The organism is Streptomyces sp. NPDC002889 (assembly GCF_042888425.1).
Taxonomy (GTDB): domain Bacteria; phylum Actinomycetota; class Actinomycetes; order Streptomycetales; family Streptomycetaceae; genus Streptomyces.
In genome coordinates, this window is the sequence record NZ_JBIAPT010000016.1 from 100360 (window position 1) to 119205 (window position 18846).

The following is an 18846-nucleotide window of genomic DNA, read 5'->3' on the forward strand; positions in this document are numbered from 1 at the left end:
CTCCACCGGGCCGAGCTCGCGGCGGAGGCAATCCGCGGGCCCGGGTCCCGTACCGGCGGCTCTTCTCCAGCCCGCTCGCGAAGGCCGCGAATTCCGAGCGCAGGTCCTCCCGGAGCTGCCGCAGAGCGCGGTGAAGCTCCCGCAGGGTGGGGTCGTTCGGCGTCGCCCCCCGACGTTGGGCGACGGCCCATCGCCTACGCACCGATCTGTTCGCCGAGGCCCGCTACGCCGACTGCCGGGGCAAGGGCCGGCTGAGATGGCGCAGCAAGGCCCCTGCGGTGGGCGTGCTCAGTGGAATCCTGTAACTGCGAGGGGAGTTGGCTTTTGAGGTGAAGGGCAACTCAGGAGATTCCCGGGCCCTCCGCGACTATTGGTGGGACAAGGCCATCAGCGGGCGTAGTTCTCGTACGGAGGTCGCCGGATTCGTCGGCCGGTTCTTCGACGAGTCTTTGACGGGCGGCCTCAATTCATCTTGTGTGACGACGAAACCAGTGCAAGTGTAAACAGCCACACACACCTGAGAACGACCCATTCACGACCGAAAAAGGAGGGGCCATGGTTGACCGGCTATCAGCCGATGAGCAACTGAAGGTCGACGAAAAACTCTCCTCATCCAACGGGATCTACGAACTCGTTATGCAGGGTGATGGCAATCTTGTGCTGTATCAACGGAAGAGTCCGTTCACGTTGCCGGGCCAACTTCGGAGGCCATCGCGAATCCCTCGGCTCCAACTGGCCGGAGTCAGCGGCCTCACCTTCCCCTTGGGAAGGTCCACTGCCTACTGGGCCACTGACACTTGGGCCTCACCGGCGCCGCAACGCCCGGTCCGCGCAGTTCTGCAGAAGGATGCGCACCTGGTGCTCTACGACAAGGATGACATCCCTCGGTGGGGTTCCGGGACGTGGGGTCCTGCCTTCGTGGACCCGTACCTCGTGCTGCAGGACGACGGAAACCTTGTCATCAAGCACGATGGCGTACGGTCCGTTTGGGCGACGGGAATCCCCGGCGGAGCAGGCGCGATCAACGCCGCTGGACTCGTCGACGCGGCTGCCGGCCTGTCCGCCTCGCTCGATCATCTCGGCCGACTGCCGGCGGTGGTAACCGGTTCCACGGACGTCGCCCCTCCCCAGGCCTCCACAGTAGACGCGAACGGCGTCGCCTACACCGTGACCGAGCAGCGCCGCAGGCTGGTCAACGAGACCGTTGAACATGCCTTTCTCCAAGACATCGCCGCCATGGGCGTCTGGCCGGGGCAAGTGATCCAGGGCGGGCCCCTCCTTGCGGGCGACGTCGCGCCGGTCGGCCCGTTCCCGAGGGTGCCGGGCACGGTGAACATCGTCACCGACCTCATCTCCAACGTTGCCGGCGCCGGACAGAGCAGCCTCCTGCAGGAACCGACGTCGGCGAGTGTCGATGCCGCACGCCGCTCGATCATTCAGCAGGTCAACCCGACGGATTCCCCGGGCGTACTCAAGGTGGGCATCGACAAGGCTTCGACACTGCGTGAAGTCGGCGTCAAACTCGGGATTTCCATCAAGGGGTCGAGCTTCGGTGTCGACGCCAACGCGACTCTCAACCAGACATACAAACAGAGTGTGGCTGTCGCTGTCATCCGGCAGATATTCTATTCTGTCACCTTCACTCCGAGTTACCCGCAGGCTCGAGGCTTCTGGGACGCAAGTGTCGACTTCGACGACATCGCACCGTTCGTCGGGGCAGGCAACCCTCCGCTCTACATCGACAGCGTTCAGTACGGACGACTCATCTGCCTGACCGCACGGGGCAGCTTCTCCAGCTCCGAACTCACGGCGGCGCTCAGAGCAAACATTCAAGCAGCCACAACGGTAAACGCCAACGTGGGTGTACGAACAAAGGAGGTACTGGAGAGCTCAGATGTGAAGGCGTACACCATCGGAGTGCCGGGCGGACGCAATTTCCAAACGCTCGCGGATCCCATAGCCGAACTCCAACAGGTCTACCGGAGCGGCCTCATGTTCAATTCCCAGAACCTGGGCGCTCCGATTTCCTTCACGGCCCGTCACGTTGCCGATGGAACACTGGCACGCGTGGGACTCGCCGCCGAGTACGTTCAGGCGCTGACTGCCCAGGGCGCTGACGTGACGGGAGCTCACTTCTTCCCCTACGACGGTCCGGGAGGGGGGCTCGTCGACACCGGTATCAACGTCAACCCGGGAGACAAGGTAACCGTGCGTACCACGGGCGAGATCTGGTCCGGCATCTTCCTCGCAGGTTTGCACGGCCCGCAGGGCTGGCCCGGGCACAAGGCGGACGGTGCTGCCCCAAAACCCGATGGCACCGCATTCGCGTTGCTCGTCTCGTTCGGTGGCGCGGCAGGCAGCTGGATCGAGACCGGACCGTTCTGGGAAGGCACCCCGCCGGGCGGGAATCCTGGGCGACTGTTGCTCAACATCAACGACAACAACCCGTTCAATGGGAACGACTGGCGCAAATTCGACACCGTGGTCGACGTGCGGCGCGGCGATGCCGGGTCGGCAGGGGTCTTCGTCTAGGACCGCGTTTGAGATCTCAGCAGTAGCGGGGCTCAGGTCAGTAGCCGGATGCCGGGAGTCTGGGCGTCGGTGACCAGCGGGGCCGCGCAGTGCGGCCTCTGCGCGCCCCGTCGGCGAACGCCGGCGTGCGCGGCCCTGCGCCGGCCGCGGGCAGCACGGTCCGCTAACGTTGACGCAGCGTCAGGACCAGTAATCGGGGGTGGGCACACGTGCCAGGGAGTAAGACGGACGCCATCGCGGCGGCTACGCTCGTTCTCGCGTTGACGGTCCTCGTCGGCAGCGTCGGCGTCAACGAGGGCGTTGGCGTCCGCACCGAAGGCGAGGCCGTCCAGCAGATGGAGGCGGGCGAGGTGATGATGATCGGCAACGACGTCTTCGTCCTCGAACACCGCTAGATGCGCAAACTCATCAACGTCCATCGGCACCCGCGCCGGCCGTCGATCGTCTTCGCCAGGCCCTGTCGTCAAAGTGGCACGGGCCAGGCGGGACTTTGACGAACGAACCCGGCGGGTCCCGGCTACCCGGGAAGGCGGAAGCCGTTGAACAGGTCGTCCATGCCGCGCAGGGCCAGGCGGGCGGGGGTGGCCCGGACCGCGAGGTCGCGGGCCGCCACCGCGAGCGGGTTACGGAGGGCGCCCAGGCGGCCGACCCGGCGGGCGCGGACGCGCACGGCGTCGGTACGGTCACGGCGGGCGGCGGTGTACGCGGCGAGAGCGGCCGGGGTGGAGTCTGAACTGTCACCGCTGTCTCCGGCGGGCAGCAGGTGGGCGAGGACCACCGCGTCCTCGATGGCTTGGCAGCCGCCCTGGCCGAGGTTGGGGGCCATGGCGTGAGCGGCGTCGCCAAGCCAGGCGATCCGGCCGTGGTGCATGCGTGGGAGCGGGGCGGCCAGATCGTAGAGGTCGTTCCGGAGGACGTCGGCGGGGGCGAGGCGGCCGACGCGGTCCAGCAGGGCCGGAATCGGGTCGTGCCACGAGCCGAAGCGATGGCGGAGTTCGGCGCGGTGGTCGGCTGACCGGGTGCCGGCCGGGACGACTGCGGTGGCGTAGAGGTACAACCGGCCGTCGGAGAGCGGGGTCACGCCGAACCGCTCGCCCCGTCCCCAGGTCTCGCTCATGGCCGGTATCCGGAGGTCCGGGGCGTCCACGATGGTCCGCCAGGCGGTCTCGCCGATGTAGTGCAGGCCGGGGTGGGCGGGAAAGTACGCGCGGCGCAGCGGGCTGTGGATGCCGTCGGCGGCGACGACCAGATCGGCGGGAAGGTCCGGGCCGGCTGCCGTACGGATGGTCGGGCGGCCCGCGGCGTCGTCGACGGCGGTCACGGCGGTGCCGTAGCGGAGGGCCTCCGGCGGCAGGGCTGCGGCCAGGGCGGCGGCCAGAGCCGGGCGCGGGACGGCGATCGGGGGCATGCCGTAGCGGGCTGCCATGTCGGCGATGTCGGTCCGGGTGAGCCACTGGCCGTCGGAGCGGCGTAGGCCCATCGTTGTGGGTACGGCACTGCCGGCGGCGTGGGCGGCGTCGACGTCGATGGTTTCGAGTGCGCGCAGGGCATTGGGGGCGAGTCCTATGCCGGCGCCGGTGGTGGGGGGTTCGGGGGCGCGTTCGCAGACGGTGACGTGCCAGCCGCGGCGGTGCAGTGCGATGGCGGCCGTGAGGCCGCCTATTCCGGCCCCGACCACCACCGCGTGACGTTTCGGCATGGAACACCCCTCCGTTCGGTTCAGGAATTCTCTACAGTTGTAGAGGCCGGATGCCGTTGTTTGCGGCTGGTGACACGGTTCTTGCCGGCACCCCGTGATCCCCGTGGGTTCAGGGAAACCGAAGATCCTTCAGTTGCGAACCCACGGATGCACCGATGTGCGTCAGGCCGATGCATCCGTGGGTTCGAGTGAAAAACGAGGATGCTGAGCGATCCGAAGGGCTTCGGCGGTAACGTCGGCCGGACGTCCTCGGGTTATGTCGGCCGCCCGCCGAACTGCCAGTTGTGCACCTCGATGTCGGCGTACCGGTCCGGGGTCAGGATGGCGCGTGCCGTGTCCGGGTCCGGCGCCCGGAGCAACGCCGCCGCGCCCAGCCAGGTGGCGCCGTTGTCGGACAGCAGCGGCCCGTAGGCGATCAGCTCGTCCTGGTCGGGCGGCACCGCGAGGTCGGCGGCATGCCCCGTGCCGAGGCCGAGTACCAGGTACCGGTTGCCGCCGGTCCGGCCGCCGGGGAAGTCCCACATGGTGCGCCCCAGCGTGTTGCGCCACCGTCGCAGCAGCACGTCCCGGTACACGCCGGCCTGGTAGTTCGGCTCGTCGAAGGCGAACGCGCGGGCGGCGAGGGGATCGGGCAGGTCGACGATGTGCACGCTTCCGGTGGGTGTATCGCCGTCGCCGGCGAAGGTCGGGCCCCGGGCGATCATCTCCTTCGCGTACCGGTCCATATAGGACCAATGCTCTTCCAGCAGCTCGTCGCGCAGCGGCAGGGAGCCGGGCCGGTCGTGGTGGTAGCAGAGGAACTCCATGCCCAATGATCTCTTCAACGAGGTGACCAGGTCGAGCTGGTTTGACTGCGATGACCGCTCGTCAGCCTCGCCCAGAAACACGCGAGTCGATTCCGCGTAGCGGATGGCCGTCTTCTCGTCGATGCCGAAGACGAGCGCGAGGTGGAGCGCATCGGCGCCGTGGTTGAGGGCCTCTTCGAGCCGGCGGTCGACGCGGCCAGGGGCCGGACGCGGCCGTCGACGACTTCGCCCGGTAGCAGGGGATGCGGATGGGGCCGCCGCCGCGTTGGCCGAGCTGCTCGCCGACCGGCTGCGGGTGCACGGCTCCGACCACCTCCACACGGTGAACTCCCGCAACCTCCTCGCCCGGTGGCTACACGTAGTCGATATGACCCGGATCACATGCGCCGAACCGATCAGTTCGATCCGCCGCTCCCGTCATACAAGCAACGACACCGCGGTAGCGGGACGACAGCCGATCGGCGGCCTACCGCACTTGGCACGCAGATCGCGAGAACAAAGATCATTCAAAGACAAGAGACGGGACACTGCCGACATGACTGAAACCGTGAAGGGCCCCGCCGGCTATTTCCCGTCGATCGAGAAGAGGTACGGCCGCCCGATTGCGGAGTGGAAGGACCTCATTCGTTCCTCGCCCCTGACGAAGCACATGGAACTTGTCTCCTGGCTCAAGGCCGAGCACGGACTGGGCCACGGCCACGCCAACGCCCTTGTCGCGCACACCCTTGCCGAGGACAGCGCAAAGTAGAGCGTCCGGAAAAGGCTCCCGGCAGCGGCACGGCGTCCCACCCTCTGTGCGATGCGCGTGGCCCGGGCGTCGTCCCGGGCCTGTCCGACGGTGACACGCAGGAGCTTGGTGTCGCCTTCGCCGTCGCCGACGAGTTGCCGAGTGAGGTCGAGGCACATGTCGGCATGGGCGGCCGAGAATCCTGATGGATCGACGGGTCCTGCCCCACCGCTGCCATGTCCGGCCGCGCGACGACGCCTTCAGGACATCGCCGCCCACATCCGGTCGGTCACGGCGACCGCCGGGCGCGCATCACCGGTCCCGCCGCTGCCGGGGCCGTCCACCCGTACCGCGATGGCGATCAGCCGACCGCCCTTGTCCCTGGCGTACGACACGGACCAGGCGGTCGGCTCGGAGCCGTACGACCCGGTGGACGGTGCGACCCAGCCGGTCGTACCGACGGCGCTTTTCCCATCAGCGGCGTCCTTGAGCGCCGATTGCAGCTGCCCGGCAGTGCTTTGGCTGATGACCCGGCGCGGTGCCGCGGAGGATGCCCCGTGCTTGGGCTTCTGTACGGTTCCGTCGCCGAGGACGACGGTGTCGACCACCGAAGGGGCCACGGACCGGCCGCCGTTGGCGATCACTGCCATGACCTCGGCCATCTTGAGTGGCGTGGCCCTCACCCCGCCCTTCCCGATACCGGACAGGGCGACCTCGGTGTCCCTCACATCGCCCGTGGGGTAGGTGCTTTCCACCATCCGTACGGGGACATCCGACGCGTCGTTGTTGAAGCCGAACGCCTCGGCCGTCGCCGCGAGGCTGCTGTGACCGAGCTCGGCGGCGATGCCGGCGAAGACGTTGTCGCACGAGTGCCGGAGCGCGGTCCGGATCGAGGCGCGTGCGCACGGGGCGGCATCCGAGGTGAGTTCGGTCGTCGTCCCCGGCAGGGTGTAGGGCAGCGGGACGCTCGTGGCCTGGTCGACCGACCGGTACAGCCCCTTCTCGAGCGCGGCAGCCGCCACGACGAGGTGAAACGTCTCGCGCGGCTCCACGGCCTCGCGCAGCGCCCGGTTGATCACGGGTTTGTCGCTGTCGGACACCAGCTCCCTCCACGCCTTCTCGTCCGAGCCGGAGTACCCGCTGAAGGCGGACGGGTCGTACGAGGGCGTGCTCACCAGCGCCAGAATGCGGCCGCTGCCGGCGTCGAGGGCAACCGCGGCGCCCTTTCGGCTTCCCAGAGCGTCGGCGGCGGCCGTCTGAAGTTCCGGGCGGATCGTCGTGACGACATGGCCCGAACGGCTGCCCCCGCCCTTGACGCCGGCGGACAGCACCTCGTTGTACACGGATTCGAGGCCCGTCTGCCCGTAGGCCATCGACCGAAAGCCGGTGACGGCGGCATACAACGGCCCCGACGTGTAGGTTCGTTGGTACGGGACCCTCTCATGCCCCGACGGCTGTGAGCCGGTGACCGGCCGGCCGGCGACGACGATGTTCCCCAGACCCTCGACGGGGCGAGGCGCGTCGTCGGCACTGGTGGACGAAGGCCCTTTGCCTTTGGGGCCGCCCGCGCCATCGGTATCCGTCTGGGCCGAACACCCGAGGGCCAGCAAGGGAAACACAGCCACAACGGTGGGTAAGACGGTACGGCGCCGGCTCGTCGTCTTCATGACGATCAGCCTAGTCCCGTAGGGGCAACGTTGACTTCGGGAGGCGTTTCGCGGCACCTGTCGTGATCAACGTCGATGAGTCTTGGGTTCTGGCACAGATCTTGGGGAGCGAACGCGGAGGGTGACCGCAGCGTTCGAATGCGGTACACGGATCGAGCGTGAGACCGCGTACGCCGTACCGCGCCGAACAACGAGTAGTGACGCTCCGTCAAGTGTCCGTAGATCTCCCTCATTTGTGGTAGCGGCCGGTGACGGTGCTGGTCATGCAGGCCGACGTATCGTTCTGGGACTCGCTGGTGTTCGATGGGATCGACGACCTGGCCGTCGAAGCGGTGACCGCCAGCTTCGGCACGGTCGAGGTGGTAGCAAGAGGCCGGGCGACCTGGGTCGTCTGTCCGGACTGCTGTGGCTGCTCGAACCGGTACACGGCTCCTACCAGCGCAGACTCAGAGATCTCCCGATCGGCGAATTCCACGTCGTGATCCTGTTGACGGTCCGGCGTTTCATCTGTGGCACGGCGGACTGCCCGCGCCGGAGGTTCGCCGAGCCGTTCGCGCAGTTGACCACCCCGTACGCGCGCTTCACCCGCCGGCTCAACCGCGCCCTGGAGCGCTTCGGGCTGGCGCCGGCTGGACGGGCCGGTTCCAGGCTGGCCGCCCAACTGGGCCTTGAAGCAGGGAGGATGACCTTGTTGCGCCGGTCATGGCGCTGCCGGATCCGCAGGGCAGCACTCCGCGGGTGCTGGGTGTGGACACGGCCGCCGGGCACATCCGCGACTTCGGCGAGATACTCACCGATCGCCTCGGCACCACGCTCCCCAGCTGGATCGACGTCGTCGATGCCAGCCAGTTGCCCGGCCTCACCGGTTTCGCACTCCATTTGCTCCGAGACCTCGACGCAGTGACGGCCGGACTCACCCTGGAATGGAGCTCCGGCGGCACCGAGGGCGCCGTAAACCGGATCAAGAAGATCAAGAGGCAGCTCTACGGTCGAGCCGGATTCGAACTACTCCGCAAGATGATCCTGCTTGCAATAGCCTCCGCGGCCATCAGGCAGCATGAGCCTGGCTCGTCGTCGCGCCACGCGCATGGCCGGGAACACGGCGGCCCGGCAGGTCGGCGAGCGGTACCGAAGTGAATGACGGAGGCAAGACATGAAGACAGACGCGGACATGGATTCGCTCCGCTGGGCGGTGGCCTGGATGTGCGTCACCTTTACCCGCGGCCTGAGCCCCGAGGAGGTCTTCACCCGGTACGGGGCCGACCCGGAACAGGCACGCCTGCTCGAATGGGACGCAGCCTCGGACCTGCCCGCGGGCGACTCCGGCGACGGGATGATCTCGCTGTTGCGGTCCGGGAGGATCGGTGAATGGGCCTTCTGCGTCGAGGAGGAAGGTGGCATCGGCTTTGGGGAAGAAACGCTCGCGGCGCTGTCTCGGGGCACTGAGACGTACAGCCTGGCAACGACCGAGGGGATCGACGTCTTCCAGTACTGGCGTGACGGCGAGTGCGTCGAGTACTTCGAGCCCGGCAAGGAGCACACCCGGTCCGGCCCCTGGTGGGATCGGGTGGAAGCGGCGCTCGCGGCACACGAAGGCGAGGATGCCGGGATGGCTCCTGTGGTGGCCCTCGTACTGGACCACCTCGGGATCGCCCTGGATGACGCCGCCCTCGCTAGGCCCTGGCCCAGCCTGACGCTCGCCGAGGACGACGCGCCGTCGGCGCCACTGGGCGACACCTACGCGGGCGAGGGGCCGGTTCCGCCTGGGACTGTCGAGATCTTGTAAGGCCCCGCAGCGGTCCGATCACGACGGGGTAACCCTCCGCGTTCGCTCCCCAAGATCTGTGCCAGAACCGAGTCTTGACGTCACTCAAGCGGTGGGCCGACCGGCGTCCACCGGTGGGTCGGGTGTGGCGCTCAGGGGCAGGAGCTGCGGGCGTTTCGCGGTGCGGCCGTCGCCGGAGGACCGGCCGCGCAGACGGCGTCCGAGCCAGGGGCCCAGGAACGAGGCCGCCCAGCGCAGTTCGGCTCCCGCGGCCTGCCGGCCGGAGGGGACCGCCTGTGGCGGCAGAGGAAGCGTCCAGGCGTCGTCGCTGCCGGACAGGTGGAGGGCTTGGGCGAGGGCTGCGGCGATCCGCTCGTGGCCGAGGGGGCTGGCGTGGAGTCGGTCCGCGGTCCACAGCCGCGGGTCGGTGGCGACGGCGTGCCGTCCGGCTTCGGCGACCGTGACCCCGTGGCGGGCGGCCGCGGCGCGGATGCGGGTGTTGAGGTCGATCACGCGGGACCTGACAGGCCGGGCAAGAGGCGCGATCTTCCCCACGTCGGGGAAGGTCAGGGTCACCACGTGGGCCCCTGCGGCCGTGAGTGCGGCGAACATCTCCTCCAGGTGCCCGGCCACCTCCGCCGCGTCGAACCGGGGGCGGAGCAGGTCGTTGACCCCGGCGACGACGGTGGCGAGGTCGGGGCGCATGGCCAGGGCGGGCCCGAGCTGTTCGGCGCGGACCTGAGCGGCGACGCGTCCTCGTACGGCCAGATTGGCGTACCGAAGCCCCGGGTTGAGGGCCGCGAGGTGCTCGGCGAGCCGGTCGGCGAAGCCCCGTAGGCCGACGGTGTCGTCCCCGTCGCCGATCCCCTCGGTCTGGCTGTCGCCCAGGGCGACGTAGCGCAGGTATTCACCGTTCGGCATGGGTCGTCTGCCTTTCCCGTAGAACCCCTGCGATCCGCAGGCACCAGTCCCGGTGCTCCTGCTCGAAGGCCAGGCCGCGCAGGCCGGTCAGGTACGCCCCGATGCGCTCGCCCCGGAGCAGGAACCCCTCCTCGTCCATATCGCCGCGCATCTGTCGCAGCAGCTTGCCGAGAAGGTCGATCTTGGCCTCGGCCGCGGACGCTCGTTCCTCGAGCTGTTCGATCACCGACGCGGTGCCGATACGGTCGGCCGTCTGGACCTTGACCAGCAGGTCGTCGCGGATGAACGAGGGCTTCGCTACGGCTGCGGCGAATCTCTCCAGCTCGGAGCGACCGGCGTCGGTGACCCGGAACAGGCGTTTGTTGGGCCGGGTCTCCTGGACCACCTGCCGACCGGCGACCAGCCCTTCCTTCTCCAGTCTGGCCAGCTCGGTGTACAGCTGCTGGGGCAGGGCGTGCCAGAAGTTGGCGACGCCGATGTCGAACGCCTTCGCCAGCTGGTATCCGCTGTACTCGCCGTCCAGGAGCGCCGCCAGCACGGCATGTCGCAAGGCCATCGAAGCAGCCCCTTCCCTTTCCTTGTGCGCCCCTGCATCATACTCAAGAATCTTACTAGTCATATTCTTGAGTATCAGGAGGAGTCATGGAGACTGCCGAACGCTTCCGCGCCGCCGTGGAGAAGGGCGATCTCGCCGCGCTGGACGACCTGTTCACCGAGGACATCCGCCTCTACAGTCCGGTGAAGTTCACCCCCTTCGAGGGCAAGCCCATGGTGCTGGGGCTCTTCGGTGTCCTGCTGCGCACCTTCGAGGACTTCCGGTACGTCGGGGAGCTCGAAGGCGCCGCCGAGACCAGCGCCGACGGCACCGAGGCGCCGTCGACCGTCCTGCTGTTCCGGGCCACCGTGAACGGCAAGCAGATCCACGGCATCGACCTGCTCCAGTTCGACGGGACGGGCCGGGTCAAGGAGTTCACTGTGATGGTTCGCCCCCAGTCCGCCGTGCATGCTCTGGGTCAGGCGGTCCTTGCCGGCCTGGTCGCCGATGGTCTCGTCCCCGAGCCCGCCGACCGGTAGAGGTGCCACAAGGCGGGAACGGCCGGCCCCGCGCCCGAGACGAGGCCGGCTTCGAAAGGCACCTCCCCCTTTCCGACTGTCCGCATGTCCCGGCGCACGGAGCTCGCTCGATCTGACGGCGTGAGCCCGGCGGCCGGCAGGAGGGAGGACGACGGGGGCACACGGCGCCGGTGCGTTGGGTCGACTCGGGGAAACCCCGCGGGGAGTGACGCCGGTATGTCAACGTGGGTGGATGGCCTCGCTCTTCATCAGCCACAGCTCCCGGGACCGTGTTCCGGTCGCCGACATGGTGCGCCGGCTGAGGGCGGAGGGCTTCGAGGCCGTCTTCGTCGACCACGACCCTGATCGGGGGATCCCCGCCGGCTGCCGGTGGGAACCGGCACTGTACGCCGCGCTGGAGCGGGCCGACGCGGTGCTGTTCCTCGGGACGGAGCACTCGGTGGAATCACGGTGGTGCTTCGCCGAGCTGGCGTTCGCGCGGGCGATGGGGAAGCCGCTGTTCCCGGTGCGGGTCGCGGAGGGAGTGGGGCATCCGCTGATCCATGACGTGCAGTGGGTCGACGCCGTGGCGGAGGGGGAGGCGGCGTACGGGCGGTTGTGGTCGGCGATGAGGCGGCGCGGGCTGGGCGCAGAGGACTCCTTCGACTGGGATCCGGGGCGACCTCCGTACCCGGGCCTGAGCGCGTACCGGCCGGAGGACGCAGCGGTGTTCTTCGGCCGCTCGGATCTGATCCGGGATCTGCTGGGCCGGATCGCGACGACACTGGGCCGACAGGGACGGCCGTTCGTGGCCGTCGTCGGCCCGTCCGGGTGCGGAAAGTCGTCGCTGGTGCGGGCGGGCCTGGTGCCCCGGTTGCGGCGGCCGAGGCAGGGCTGGCTGGTGCTGGAGCCGTTCGTCCCGGGCGCACGGCCCGTGACGGCGCTGGCCCGTGCACTGGCGGTCTCGGGGCCGCGGGGCGCGGCGGACAGAGCGGCCGTCGAACGGCAACTGCGGGAGTCTCCCGAGGAGTTCGGGGAAGTGGTACGGGATCTGGTGGCCTCCGCGGCGGGCCCGGGGACCCCGGCCTGTGTCCTGCTGGTGGTGGACCAGGCCGAGCAGCTGCTGCGGCGTGAGGAGACGGGCGGCCCCGCCGAGCGCGAGCGCCGGGCGTTCATCGACATCCTCCGCCACAGCCCGCGCGGCGAACCTGCGGTGCGCGTCGTGAGCACCCTGCGCTCGGAGTTCCTCGGCCCGATGGCCGCCGACCCCGAGCTGATCGACCTCGTCCACGACCCCGTCGTCGTCGGCCCGCTGGAGCGCTCCCGGCTGGCCGAGGTCATCGAGGGACCGGCCCGCCGGGCGGGACTGCGCTACGAGCCCGGGCTGGTCCAGCGCATGGCCGAGGACACCCGGGGCGGCGACGCGCTGCCGCTGCTCGGCTACGCCCTCCAGCAGCTCTACGAGCGGCACGGGCCCGACAGCCTGGTCACGACCGCGAGTTACGACGGGCTCGGCGGCGTCGCCGGGGCCCTGCGGCGGCGGGCCGACGAAACCCTGGCAGCCTTGCGCGAGGCCGGGCACGGCGACGCCGTCATCCCGACGCTCCTGCGGCTGGTGGCCGTGGACGACCACGACGAGCCCCTCGGCCGTCCCCTCGCCAAGAGCGGCCTGGCCCCGGCCGAGCGGGCCGTCCTGAGTGCCTTCACCGAAGCCCGGCTCCTGGTCAGCGACAGCACCGCCGACGGCGGTGCGGCCGCCGTGCGGGTCGCCCACGAGACCCTGCTGCGGGCCTGGCCGCCACTGCGGGAGGCGATCGCCGCCTCCCGCGACGACCTGCGCACCCGGGCCGAGCTGGAGCGGCTGGCCCGCGACTGGGACCGCGCCGGGCGGCAGGGCTCCTACCTCCTCCGGTCCGAGCGGCTCCGAACAGCCGAGGCATGGACGGCCGGCCGCACCACGCCGCCCACTGCGCTCGTACGGGAGTTCCTCGACTGCTCTCACGCCCGGGACCAGGCATCACTTCGACGCGCGGCGGACCTGCTCGCCGGACGGGTGCTCGCCGACCTCGAGGACGACCCGCAGCGGGCCGTCGTACTCTCGCTGGCGGCGATCGAGGAGTACCCGCCGACGCCGAGAACGCGATACGCCCTGGACCGGGCCGTCCGCACCTCGCGCCTCACCGGGCTCATGACCGGGCACACCGGCCCGGTGAACTCGGTGGCCTACGCACCCGACGGCACCACCCTGGCAACGGCGTCCGACGACGGCACGGCCCGGCTCTGGAGCGTGGACGAGCGGCGCGAACTCCTGGTCCTTGAAGGGCACACCGGCCAGGTCTGCTCGGCCGAGTACGCCCCGGGCGGCGACCGGGTCGTGACGGCCTCGGCGGACGGAACGGCGATCGTGCACCGGACGCAGGACGGCAAGGCCGTGCTGCGTCTGAAGACGGGGGAAGAGGTGCAGTGGGCGGCCTTCTCTCCGGACGGCACGCGCATCGCGACGCTGACCCGCTACGGCGACCTCACGTTGTGGGACGCACTCGACGGGTCCCGTCTGCATGTGCTGTTCCGTGGGCCGGCCGGCTTCACGGTCGGCGACTGGCGCAACCGGCGCAGCTCGGTGGCCTTCTCGCCGGACGGCGACCGCGTGGCCGCCGGCTCGTTCTTTCCGGTCGCCGACGTGTGGCAGGGCGCCGCCTGCGCGGAGCCGCGCCACGCCTTCACCCTGCGGGGACACGCAATGAAGTCCGTCCACACCGCCGTGTTCTCGCCGGACGGCACCCGTGTGGTCACCGCCGGCGGCGACGGGTTCGTGGGCCTGTGGGACGCCGCAACGGGCGAGCGTACCGGCGCCGTCAGGCCGCCGGGCGCGGGCGCGGTCTACTGCGCCCGCTTCTCCCCCGACGGCACCCGGATCGTGGCCGCCGCCCAGGACGGAACCGCCAGGTTGCTGGACGCGGCCGACCCCGGCCGGCAGTTGTTCGCCCTGGGCGTCCACGGGTGCGCGGTGCTCACGGCCGCCTTCTCGCCCGACGGCCGGCAGATCGCCACCGGGGGCGAGGACGGGATGGTGCGGCTGTGGCACACCGCGCAGCAGGGCGTCCGTCTCAGGATCCCGCACGACGCCCCCGTGTACTGCGCGCGCTACTCGCCCGACGGCCGCCTCATCGTCACCGCCTCCGGCCGCACCGCGACGGTGTGGGACGCGGCGAGCGGCGCACGGCTGCTCACGGCCGCGACACACCACGACACCGTGATGTTCGCGACCTTCTCGCCCGACGCCTCCTGGATCGCCACCGCCTCGGCGGACTACACAGCCGGCGTATGGAACGCCGCCGACGGCGCGCGCGTCTCCGCGCTGTGGGGCCACGACTGCCCCGTGCAGTCCGTCGCGTTCTCGCCCGACGGAGCCCTGGTGGCCTCCTGCGCGGGCGGACGGGGCATGGGCGGCTTCCCGTTCGGCAGCATCAAGATCTGGACCGCCGACAGCGGAACCGAACGCGTCGGCATTCGCGCGGACGACGACAAGTCCGTGCTCTGCACGGCCTGGTCCCCTGACGGCACGCGCGTCGTGTCGGCCATGGGCGACTGCACGGTGTGTGTCTGGGACGCCGCCGACGGCCGGCGGCTGCTCACGCTGACCGGCCACACCGACACCGTCGCGGCCGCCACCTTCTCACCGGACGGGCGGCGCGTCGCCGGTGCCTCGTACGACGGCACCGCGCGCGTCTGGGACGCGGTGAGCGGGCAGGCACTGTTCACCCTGGACGGCCAGGGGTACCGGATGGGTTCAGTCGCCTACTCGCCCGACGGCAGCCGCATGGTGACCGCCTCGGCGGACGGAGTGGCCCGGGTATGGGACGCCGCCGACGGCGCCCGGCTCACCGATCTGCCGCACCCCGCGGGCCTGATCTGGGCGGAGTTCTCGCCCGACGGGACTCAGATCGTGACGGCCGGGGAAGAGGGCGTCGCCACGGTGTGGCGCTACGACACCGCCGAGCAGCTCATTGCTCTCGCACGCACCCGCGTCTTCCGTCCCCCGACCGACGCCGAACGCCAGGAATACGGTCTGCCCACCGCCCCCGGAGCGACGCCGGCCGCACCATGACAGCAAGCCGCCGACGGCCCTCAGCAGCGGCCCACGCCGCCTGCACGGGGCAGAGCGGACCGGCCTGTCCCCCAACCAGGCTCACCGCCCGGCACGACAACGCCCACCGAGCGCTGCCACCCGTCGACGTTCAGCTTGCACTCGACGCTCGTATCAACATCAACCAGCTGTCCGGTGACTACAACGTCGACCCGGCCACGGGCAAAGATGTCAGTCTGGAGGAGCTGGCCGACCGACTCACCGAGCACGGTTGGTGGGACAGCAAGCATTTCGAGCTCACGATGACTGACGGTCAAGTCGCCAAAGTGCATGAGATCTGGCGGCCCTGACAGCACCACCCCGGAAGCCTGCGACCGACGATCCTCGCAGCGGAGGTGTGACGTGGCCGCCTGAACAGGCCGGTCCTCGTCAGGCGACCCAGGGCTCCGAGATCGCCCTGTTGTTCACCTCCGCCGAAACCTCAACGGCGCCGCGACGGGCAAGGGCCACTGTTGACGGCAGTTCGCGCTGGCCCCGCAATCGGCCTCTTCTCCGTTTCCGGAGTCAGCCGCCCTGCGAACCCCGGACAGCGGTCCCCTGTCAGTGACACGGGATAAATTCCCCGCGCACGAAGAGGCGACCGTCAGCAGCAAGGACAAACCCCGTGAGCATCCACATGCACTTCCGCGCCGTCCCGATCGACACGATCCGGGAGGACTTCGGCTGGTTGACCGAGTTCATGCTCGCGGCCTGGGACAAGCACAGTGACGAGTACGCATCCGGAATCAGCACCTCCATCGAGGCCTTCACTCACGTCAACGACCTTTTCACCAAAGGAACTGACGACGGCGACGACCCACGCGAGCGGAGCACCTTGCCGATCTACGGCGGGCGCCACATAGAGGACCCGAATCATGTCGATCTGGGCTTCTTGATCCTCGACCCGAACCAGGTCCACGCGGCGGCGGAGTTCCTGCAGACAGCGTTCGACTCGCTCTGGAAGGCGGCTGGAACGCAGCTCTACGGGCGGATCAACGGGTGGAACGACGTCCAGATGAAGGATTTCTACCTCCCGCACTATCTCGATCTGCAGGCCTTCTACCAGCATGCGGCTTCAGCGGGCCACGCTGTGATCAAGGTCGTCTGGGCCTGAGAGGCTCCTTCCCCCTGGTCCGCATCCGTGAGACCACCCCGCCCCATGCCCACATCAACGACCCGGACACATGAACCAGTCACATGGTCGGCCGGCCAAAGGTCACCATGAACCTCCGCCGCCACCACCTTCGCCGCCGCCGACCCCTCCGTCGGAGTCGCCGGTGCCGCTGGAGCCGCTGGAGGAGAGGGGTGTTCCCGGAGACCGCCGCGGCGGCGATCAGGCCCACCGCCATCGCCGGGCCGTACCGTGCCGGCGCGGTCGAGCGGCGGACGGCGCCGGTGGCGGCGGGTGCCGCCATCGACGCGGTGACCGCCTGCTGCCAGCTGGATTCCTCGCCCACTGCCACCGCCCACGCGGTGTACAGCTCCAGCTGGTTGTCGTCGGTCGTCTCACCGGACAGGTGCGGGAACGAGTCGGCCATGAACCGCCGGAACGATTCCACTTGGAGCCACAGGGCGGCGCCGCGGGCGGTGCGGGTCCGAAGCTCCCAGGAGCGGAGCCACAGGGCGAGGCCGGTACCCGCGACCACCGCGCTCGCGACGACGGTCGGCCACCCCGCCGAGTTCATCCAGACGGTGAGCACGCTGCCGAAGGGGGCGGCAATGCCGATCCGCCGCGTCGTGCGGGATCGGTGCTCACCGGCCGGGTCCCACAGGCCGCTGGTTCGCTGCCAGTCCGCCAGCCTTGGTCCAGGAGTGCCACTGCCGCTGCGGAGCGAGTTGCACGAGCCGGACCGTCCTGCGCCGCCGCGCACACCCGCGCCTCCGGCTGCCGTGACCTGTGCGCCCCCCGAGGCTCTGAAGCGACGAAATGCGAAGCACGGGGTGACGAAATGAGCGATGGGCTCAGGAGGAGTGGCGGCCCTGCGCGTCCGTTGTCCTTTGACAATGAAGTCAGCCGCTTGGCCAACGAATCCAGCCGAGTGACGAGTCGCTTCCCATCCCTCAGGGGCGGGAGGGACCCTTCAAAGCCCAGCGGGTCGCTCCTTCGGGTGCCAGTCCGCCTCAGACCAGTCGGACTCCACGAACTCGTCGGGAACCTGCCCACAGGGGGCGTAGACGCTGATGAACAGAGTCGTGGTCGAGTTGTTCCACCGCACGTCGACCTGGTCGCCGCCTTTCGGGTTTTCGAATCGGAAGCCCAGTTGGCGGAAGGCTGCGCCTGCACGGTCGCCTTCGTGGGCGAGTTTCCAACCCTTCTGCACCAGCTGCTGGCGCACGCGCCGCTGCGCGTCTCGGGCTGTGGCTTCGGGGACGTCGGGCACGCTCCAATCGAGACCGAAGCTGCGGACGTCGCTTCGTGCCTCGTCAATGTGGGCGATGCTCCTCAGCCCGCGGTAGTAACAGGCGCCGGTATCGACCCTGCCCGAGTCCGCGGCGTACTCTTCGGGCAGCGCAAAGCTGTCGTACACCTCGTCGGACCGGGCCTTGAGCCGTTGCGCGACCGCGTTGGGGTCGGCCGAAGGATACGGCGCGCCGTCCCACACAACGTTCCCCGCCACCACGGCAACGCCCAGCAGCGCCACCATCACCAGCCCTGTGACGGCATACAGGACGGACCGCCTGTATGCCCGGGCTCTAGATACAAGGCTCTTGAACATGCATGTGACGGTAGGCGTCAGCATTGCGCGACGCATGAGTAACCGTACTCAGGAGAGTTCTGGAGCACTCACCAACTGATCATTTCGGAATGAGGTCCGGAGTCGTCTCAAGCAGATGACGCTGCAGGCGAGTTGGAGCAGGCGGAGGTGAAGTCGGCGCGTATCTCGCAGCGGATCCGCAGGCGTTTGAACTGGTGGAGCCAGGCGAAGGTCCGCTCGACGACCCAGCGGGTCTTGCCGGGGCCAGAGCCGTGGGCTGTGCCCTTCCGTGCGATCTTCGGTGTGATGCCGCGCGCCTGGAGAAGACGGCGGTACTTGTCGTAGTCGTAGCCGCGGTCGGCGAACAGCCGGCCCGGCCGGTGACGCGGACGACCTCGGACTCCGCGAATGCGGAGGTATCGCGTCCAGCAGCGGCATCAGCTGGGTGACGTCATGACGGTTTCCGCCGGTCAGCGAGATCGCCAGCGGTGTTCCGTGCCGATCGGTGATCAGGTGGTGCTTGCTGCCCGGATGTTGGCGGTCGACCGGCGAAGGTCCGGTGTGAGCCCCCCTTTGAGAGCCCGAACATGCGAGCCGTCCACCGCCGCGTCATCCATGTCCAGCAGACCGGCCGCCCGCAATTCCGCCAGAAGGACCTCGTGCAGACGAGGCCAGACACCGGCCTCGGTCCAGTCCCTCAACCGCCGCCAGGCGGTGACCCCGCTGCAGCCGATCCTCTCGGAGGGGACATCCGCCCAGCTCACGCCCTTGCAAAGCACGTAAACGATCCCACGCAGGGCAGCTCGGTCGTCCGCCGGCAACCGACCTGGATACCGTCGGCGCCGCGGCGGTCA

The 18846-nt window shown here is 69.3% G+C and carries 18 protein-coding genes and 2 pseudogenes; 10 read left to right on the forward strand and 10 right to left on the reverse strand.

Annotation, left to right across the window (positions count from 1 at the left end):
* The first annotated feature begins 555 nt into the window (after positions 1-555).
* Complete coding sequence (locus tag ACFYWI_RS24155; protein WP_389236214.1) at positions 556-2532, forward strand: thiol-activated cytolysin family protein; 1977 nt, start codon at positions 556-558, stop codon at positions 2530-2532.
* A 209-nt stretch (positions 2533-2741) separates the two neighbouring features.
* On the forward strand, positions 2742-2927 hold the full coding sequence (locus tag ACFYWI_RS24160; RefSeq protein WP_389236216.1) for a hypothetical protein: 186 nt from the start codon (positions 2742-2744) through the stop codon (positions 2925-2927).
* 122 nt (positions 2928-3049) lie between these two features.
* Here the strand turns inward: ACFYWI_RS24160 and ACFYWI_RS24165 are convergent, their stop codons facing one another.
* Entirely contained in the window at positions 3050-4231 is a 1182-nt protein-coding gene (locus ACFYWI_RS24165; RefSeq protein WP_389236218.1) for an FAD-dependent oxidoreductase, read from the reverse strand.
* Positions 4232-4485: 254 nt separating this feature from the next.
* Complete coding sequence (locus tag ACFYWI_RS24170) at positions 4486-5037, reverse strand: YciI family protein (protein ID WP_389236398.1); 552 nt, start codon at positions 5035-5037, stop codon at positions 4486-4488.
* 535 nt (positions 5038-5572) lie between these two features.
* Here ACFYWI_RS24170 and ACFYWI_RS24175 point away from each other — a divergent pair.
* A complete protein-coding gene (locus ACFYWI_RS24175) occupies positions 5573-5785 on the forward strand; it encodes a DUF4287 domain-containing protein (protein ID WP_389236220.1) in 213 nt (70 codons plus the stop codon).
* Between the two features lie 44 nt (positions 5786-5829).
* Here ACFYWI_RS24175 and ACFYWI_RS24180 read toward each other — a convergent pair.
* The 3 genes and pseudogenes from ACFYWI_RS24180 to ACFYWI_RS24190 all read right to left on the reverse strand — a co-directional run.
* Positions 5830-5967: pseudogene (locus ACFYWI_RS24180) on the reverse strand (bifunctional ornithine acetyltransferase/N-acetylglutamate synthase); the annotation flags it as partial.
* Positions 5968-6024: 57 nt separating this feature from the next.
* Positions 6025-7431 (reverse strand): penicillin-binding transpeptidase domain-containing protein, encoded by a 1407-nt coding sequence (locus ACFYWI_RS24185; protein WP_389236222.1) that lies wholly within the window; start codon positions 7429-7431, stop codon positions 6025-6027.
* A 229-nt stretch (positions 7432-7660) separates the two neighbouring features.
* Complete coding sequence (locus ACFYWI_RS24190) at positions 7661-7906, reverse strand: hypothetical protein (protein WP_389236410.1); 246 nt, start codon at positions 7904-7906, stop codon at positions 7661-7663.
* Between ACFYWI_RS24190 and ACFYWI_RS24195 the strand changes: the two genes are divergently transcribed.
* Genes ACFYWI_RS24195 through ACFYWI_RS24205 form a run of 3 tightly spaced genes read left to right on the forward strand, consistent with a single transcriptional unit; the run spans position 7892 to position 9217 of the window.
* A complete protein-coding gene (locus ACFYWI_RS24195; RefSeq protein ID WP_389236400.1) occupies positions 7892-8335 on the forward strand; it encodes a hypothetical protein in 444 nt (147 codons plus the stop codon). The genes ACFYWI_RS24190 and ACFYWI_RS24195 overlap by 15 nt on opposite strands.
* Positions 8281-8568 (forward strand): hypothetical protein, encoded by a 288-nt coding sequence (locus ACFYWI_RS24200; protein WP_389236224.1) that lies wholly within the window; start codon positions 8281-8283, stop codon positions 8566-8568. The genes ACFYWI_RS24195 and ACFYWI_RS24200 overlap by 55 nt, the downstream gene beginning before the upstream one ends.
* A gap of 16 nt (positions 8569-8584) precedes the next feature.
* Positions 8585-9217 carry a DUF6461 domain-containing protein gene (locus ACFYWI_RS24205; protein WP_389236226.1) on the forward strand — a complete coding sequence of 211 codons (633 nt, stop codon included), beginning with the start codon at positions 8585-8587 and terminating at the stop codon, positions 9215-9217.
* A gap of 84 nt (positions 9218-9301) precedes the next feature.
* Here ACFYWI_RS24205 and ACFYWI_RS24210 read toward each other — a convergent pair whose 3' ends face one another.
* Positions 9302-10117: an SGNH/GDSL hydrolase family protein gene (locus ACFYWI_RS24210; RefSeq protein WP_389236228.1), complete on the reverse strand. Its 816-nt coding sequence runs from the start codon at positions 10115-10117 to the stop codon at positions 9302-9304.
* Positions 10104-10673, reverse strand: a complete 570-nt coding sequence (locus tag ACFYWI_RS24215) for a PadR family transcriptional regulator (RefSeq protein WP_389236230.1) — start codon at positions 10671-10673, stop codon at positions 10104-10106. The genes ACFYWI_RS24210 and ACFYWI_RS24215 overlap by 14 nt, the downstream gene beginning before the upstream one ends.
* 86 nt (positions 10674-10759) lie before the next feature.
* On the opposite strand from ACFYWI_RS24215, the gene ACFYWI_RS24220 reads away from it, so the two are divergent.
* The 4 genes from ACFYWI_RS24220 (at position 10760) to ACFYWI_RS24235 (ending at position 16410) form a co-directional block, all read left to right on the forward strand.
* Positions 10760-11191, forward strand: a complete 432-nt coding sequence (locus ACFYWI_RS24220; protein ID WP_389236232.1) for a nuclear transport factor 2 family protein — start codon at positions 10760-10762, stop codon at positions 11189-11191.
* Positions 11192-11423: 232 nt separating this feature from the next.
* Positions 11424-15278, forward strand: coding sequence for a TIR domain-containing protein (locus ACFYWI_RS24225; protein ID WP_389236234.1), 3855 nt, complete (start codon positions 11424-11426; stop codon positions 15276-15278).
* Positions 15275-15607 (forward strand): hypothetical protein, encoded by a 333-nt coding sequence (locus ACFYWI_RS24230; protein ID WP_389236236.1) that lies wholly within the window; start codon positions 15275-15277, stop codon positions 15605-15607. The genes ACFYWI_RS24225 and ACFYWI_RS24230 overlap by 4 nt, the downstream gene beginning before the upstream one ends.
* Before the next feature lie 314 nt (positions 15608-15921).
* Positions 15922-16410 carry a DUF1877 family protein gene (locus ACFYWI_RS24235; protein ID WP_389236238.1) on the forward strand — a complete coding sequence of 163 codons (489 nt, stop codon included), beginning with the start codon at positions 15922-15924 and terminating at the stop codon, positions 16408-16410.
* Positions 16411-16489: 79 nt separating this feature from the next.
* Here ACFYWI_RS24235 and ACFYWI_RS24240 read toward each other — a convergent pair whose 3' ends face one another.
* The 3 genes and pseudogenes from ACFYWI_RS24240 to ACFYWI_RS24250 all read right to left on the reverse strand — a co-directional run.
* A complete protein-coding gene (locus tag ACFYWI_RS24240; protein ID WP_389236240.1) occupies positions 16490-17167 on the reverse strand; it encodes a DUF2207 family protein in 678 nt (225 codons plus the stop codon).
* A gap of 210 nt (positions 17168-17377) precedes the next feature.
* Positions 17378-18013 carry a hypothetical protein gene (locus ACFYWI_RS24245; RefSeq protein WP_389236242.1) on the reverse strand — a complete coding sequence of 212 codons (636 nt, stop codon included), beginning with the start codon at positions 18011-18013 and terminating at the stop codon, positions 17378-17380.
* 48 nt (positions 18014-18061) lie between these two features.
* Positions 18062-18840, reverse strand: a pseudogene (locus tag ACFYWI_RS24250) (IS5 family transposase); the annotation flags it as partial.
* Positions 18841-18846 lie beyond the last annotated feature (6 nt).

Excerpts from the sequence above, each read along its gene's own strand:
- ACFYWI_RS24155 (WP_389236214.1), top strand. The coding sequence starts at position 556 with ATGGTTGACCGGCTATCAGCCGATGAGCAACTGAAGGTCGACGAAAAA.
- ACFYWI_RS24165 (WP_389236218.1), bottom strand. The coding sequence starts at position 4,231 with ATGCCGAAACGTCACGCGGTGGTGGTCGGGGCCGGAATAGGCGGCCTC.
- ACFYWI_RS24170 (WP_389236398.1), bottom strand. The coding sequence starts at position 5,037 with ATGGAGTTCCTCTGCTACCACCACGACCGGCCCGGCTCCCTGCCGCTG.
- ACFYWI_RS24175 (WP_389236220.1), top strand. The coding sequence starts at position 5,573 with ATGACTGAAACCGTGAAGGGCCCCGCCGGCTATTTCCCGTCGATCGAG.
- ACFYWI_RS24185 (WP_389236222.1), bottom strand. The coding sequence starts at position 7,431 with ATGAAGACGACGAGCCGGCGCCGTACCGTCTTACCCACCGTTGTGGCT.
- ACFYWI_RS24205 (WP_389236226.1), top strand. The coding sequence starts at position 8,585 with ATGAAGACAGACGCGGACATGGATTCGCTCCGCTGGGCGGTGGCCTGG.
- ACFYWI_RS24210 (WP_389236228.1), bottom strand. The coding sequence starts at position 10,117 with ATGCCGAACGGTGAATACCTGCGCTACGTCGCCCTGGGCGACAGCCAG.
- ACFYWI_RS24215 (WP_389236230.1), bottom strand. The coding sequence starts at position 10,673 with ATGGCCTTGCGACATGCCGTGCTGGCGGCGCTCCTGGACGGCGAGTAC.
- ACFYWI_RS24220 (WP_389236232.1), top strand. The coding sequence starts at position 10,760 with ATGGAGACTGCCGAACGCTTCCGCGCCGCCGTGGAGAAGGGCGATCTC.
- ACFYWI_RS24225 (WP_389236234.1), top strand. The coding sequence starts at position 11,424 with ATGGCCTCGCTCTTCATCAGCCACAGCTCCCGGGACCGTGTTCCGGTC.
- ACFYWI_RS24230 (WP_389236236.1), top strand. The coding sequence starts at position 15,275 with ATGACAGCAAGCCGCCGACGGCCCTCAGCAGCGGCCCACGCCGCCTGC.
- ACFYWI_RS24245 (WP_389236242.1), bottom strand. The coding sequence starts at position 18,013 with ATGTTCAAGAGCCTTGTATCTAGAGCCCGGGCATACAGGCGGTCCGTC.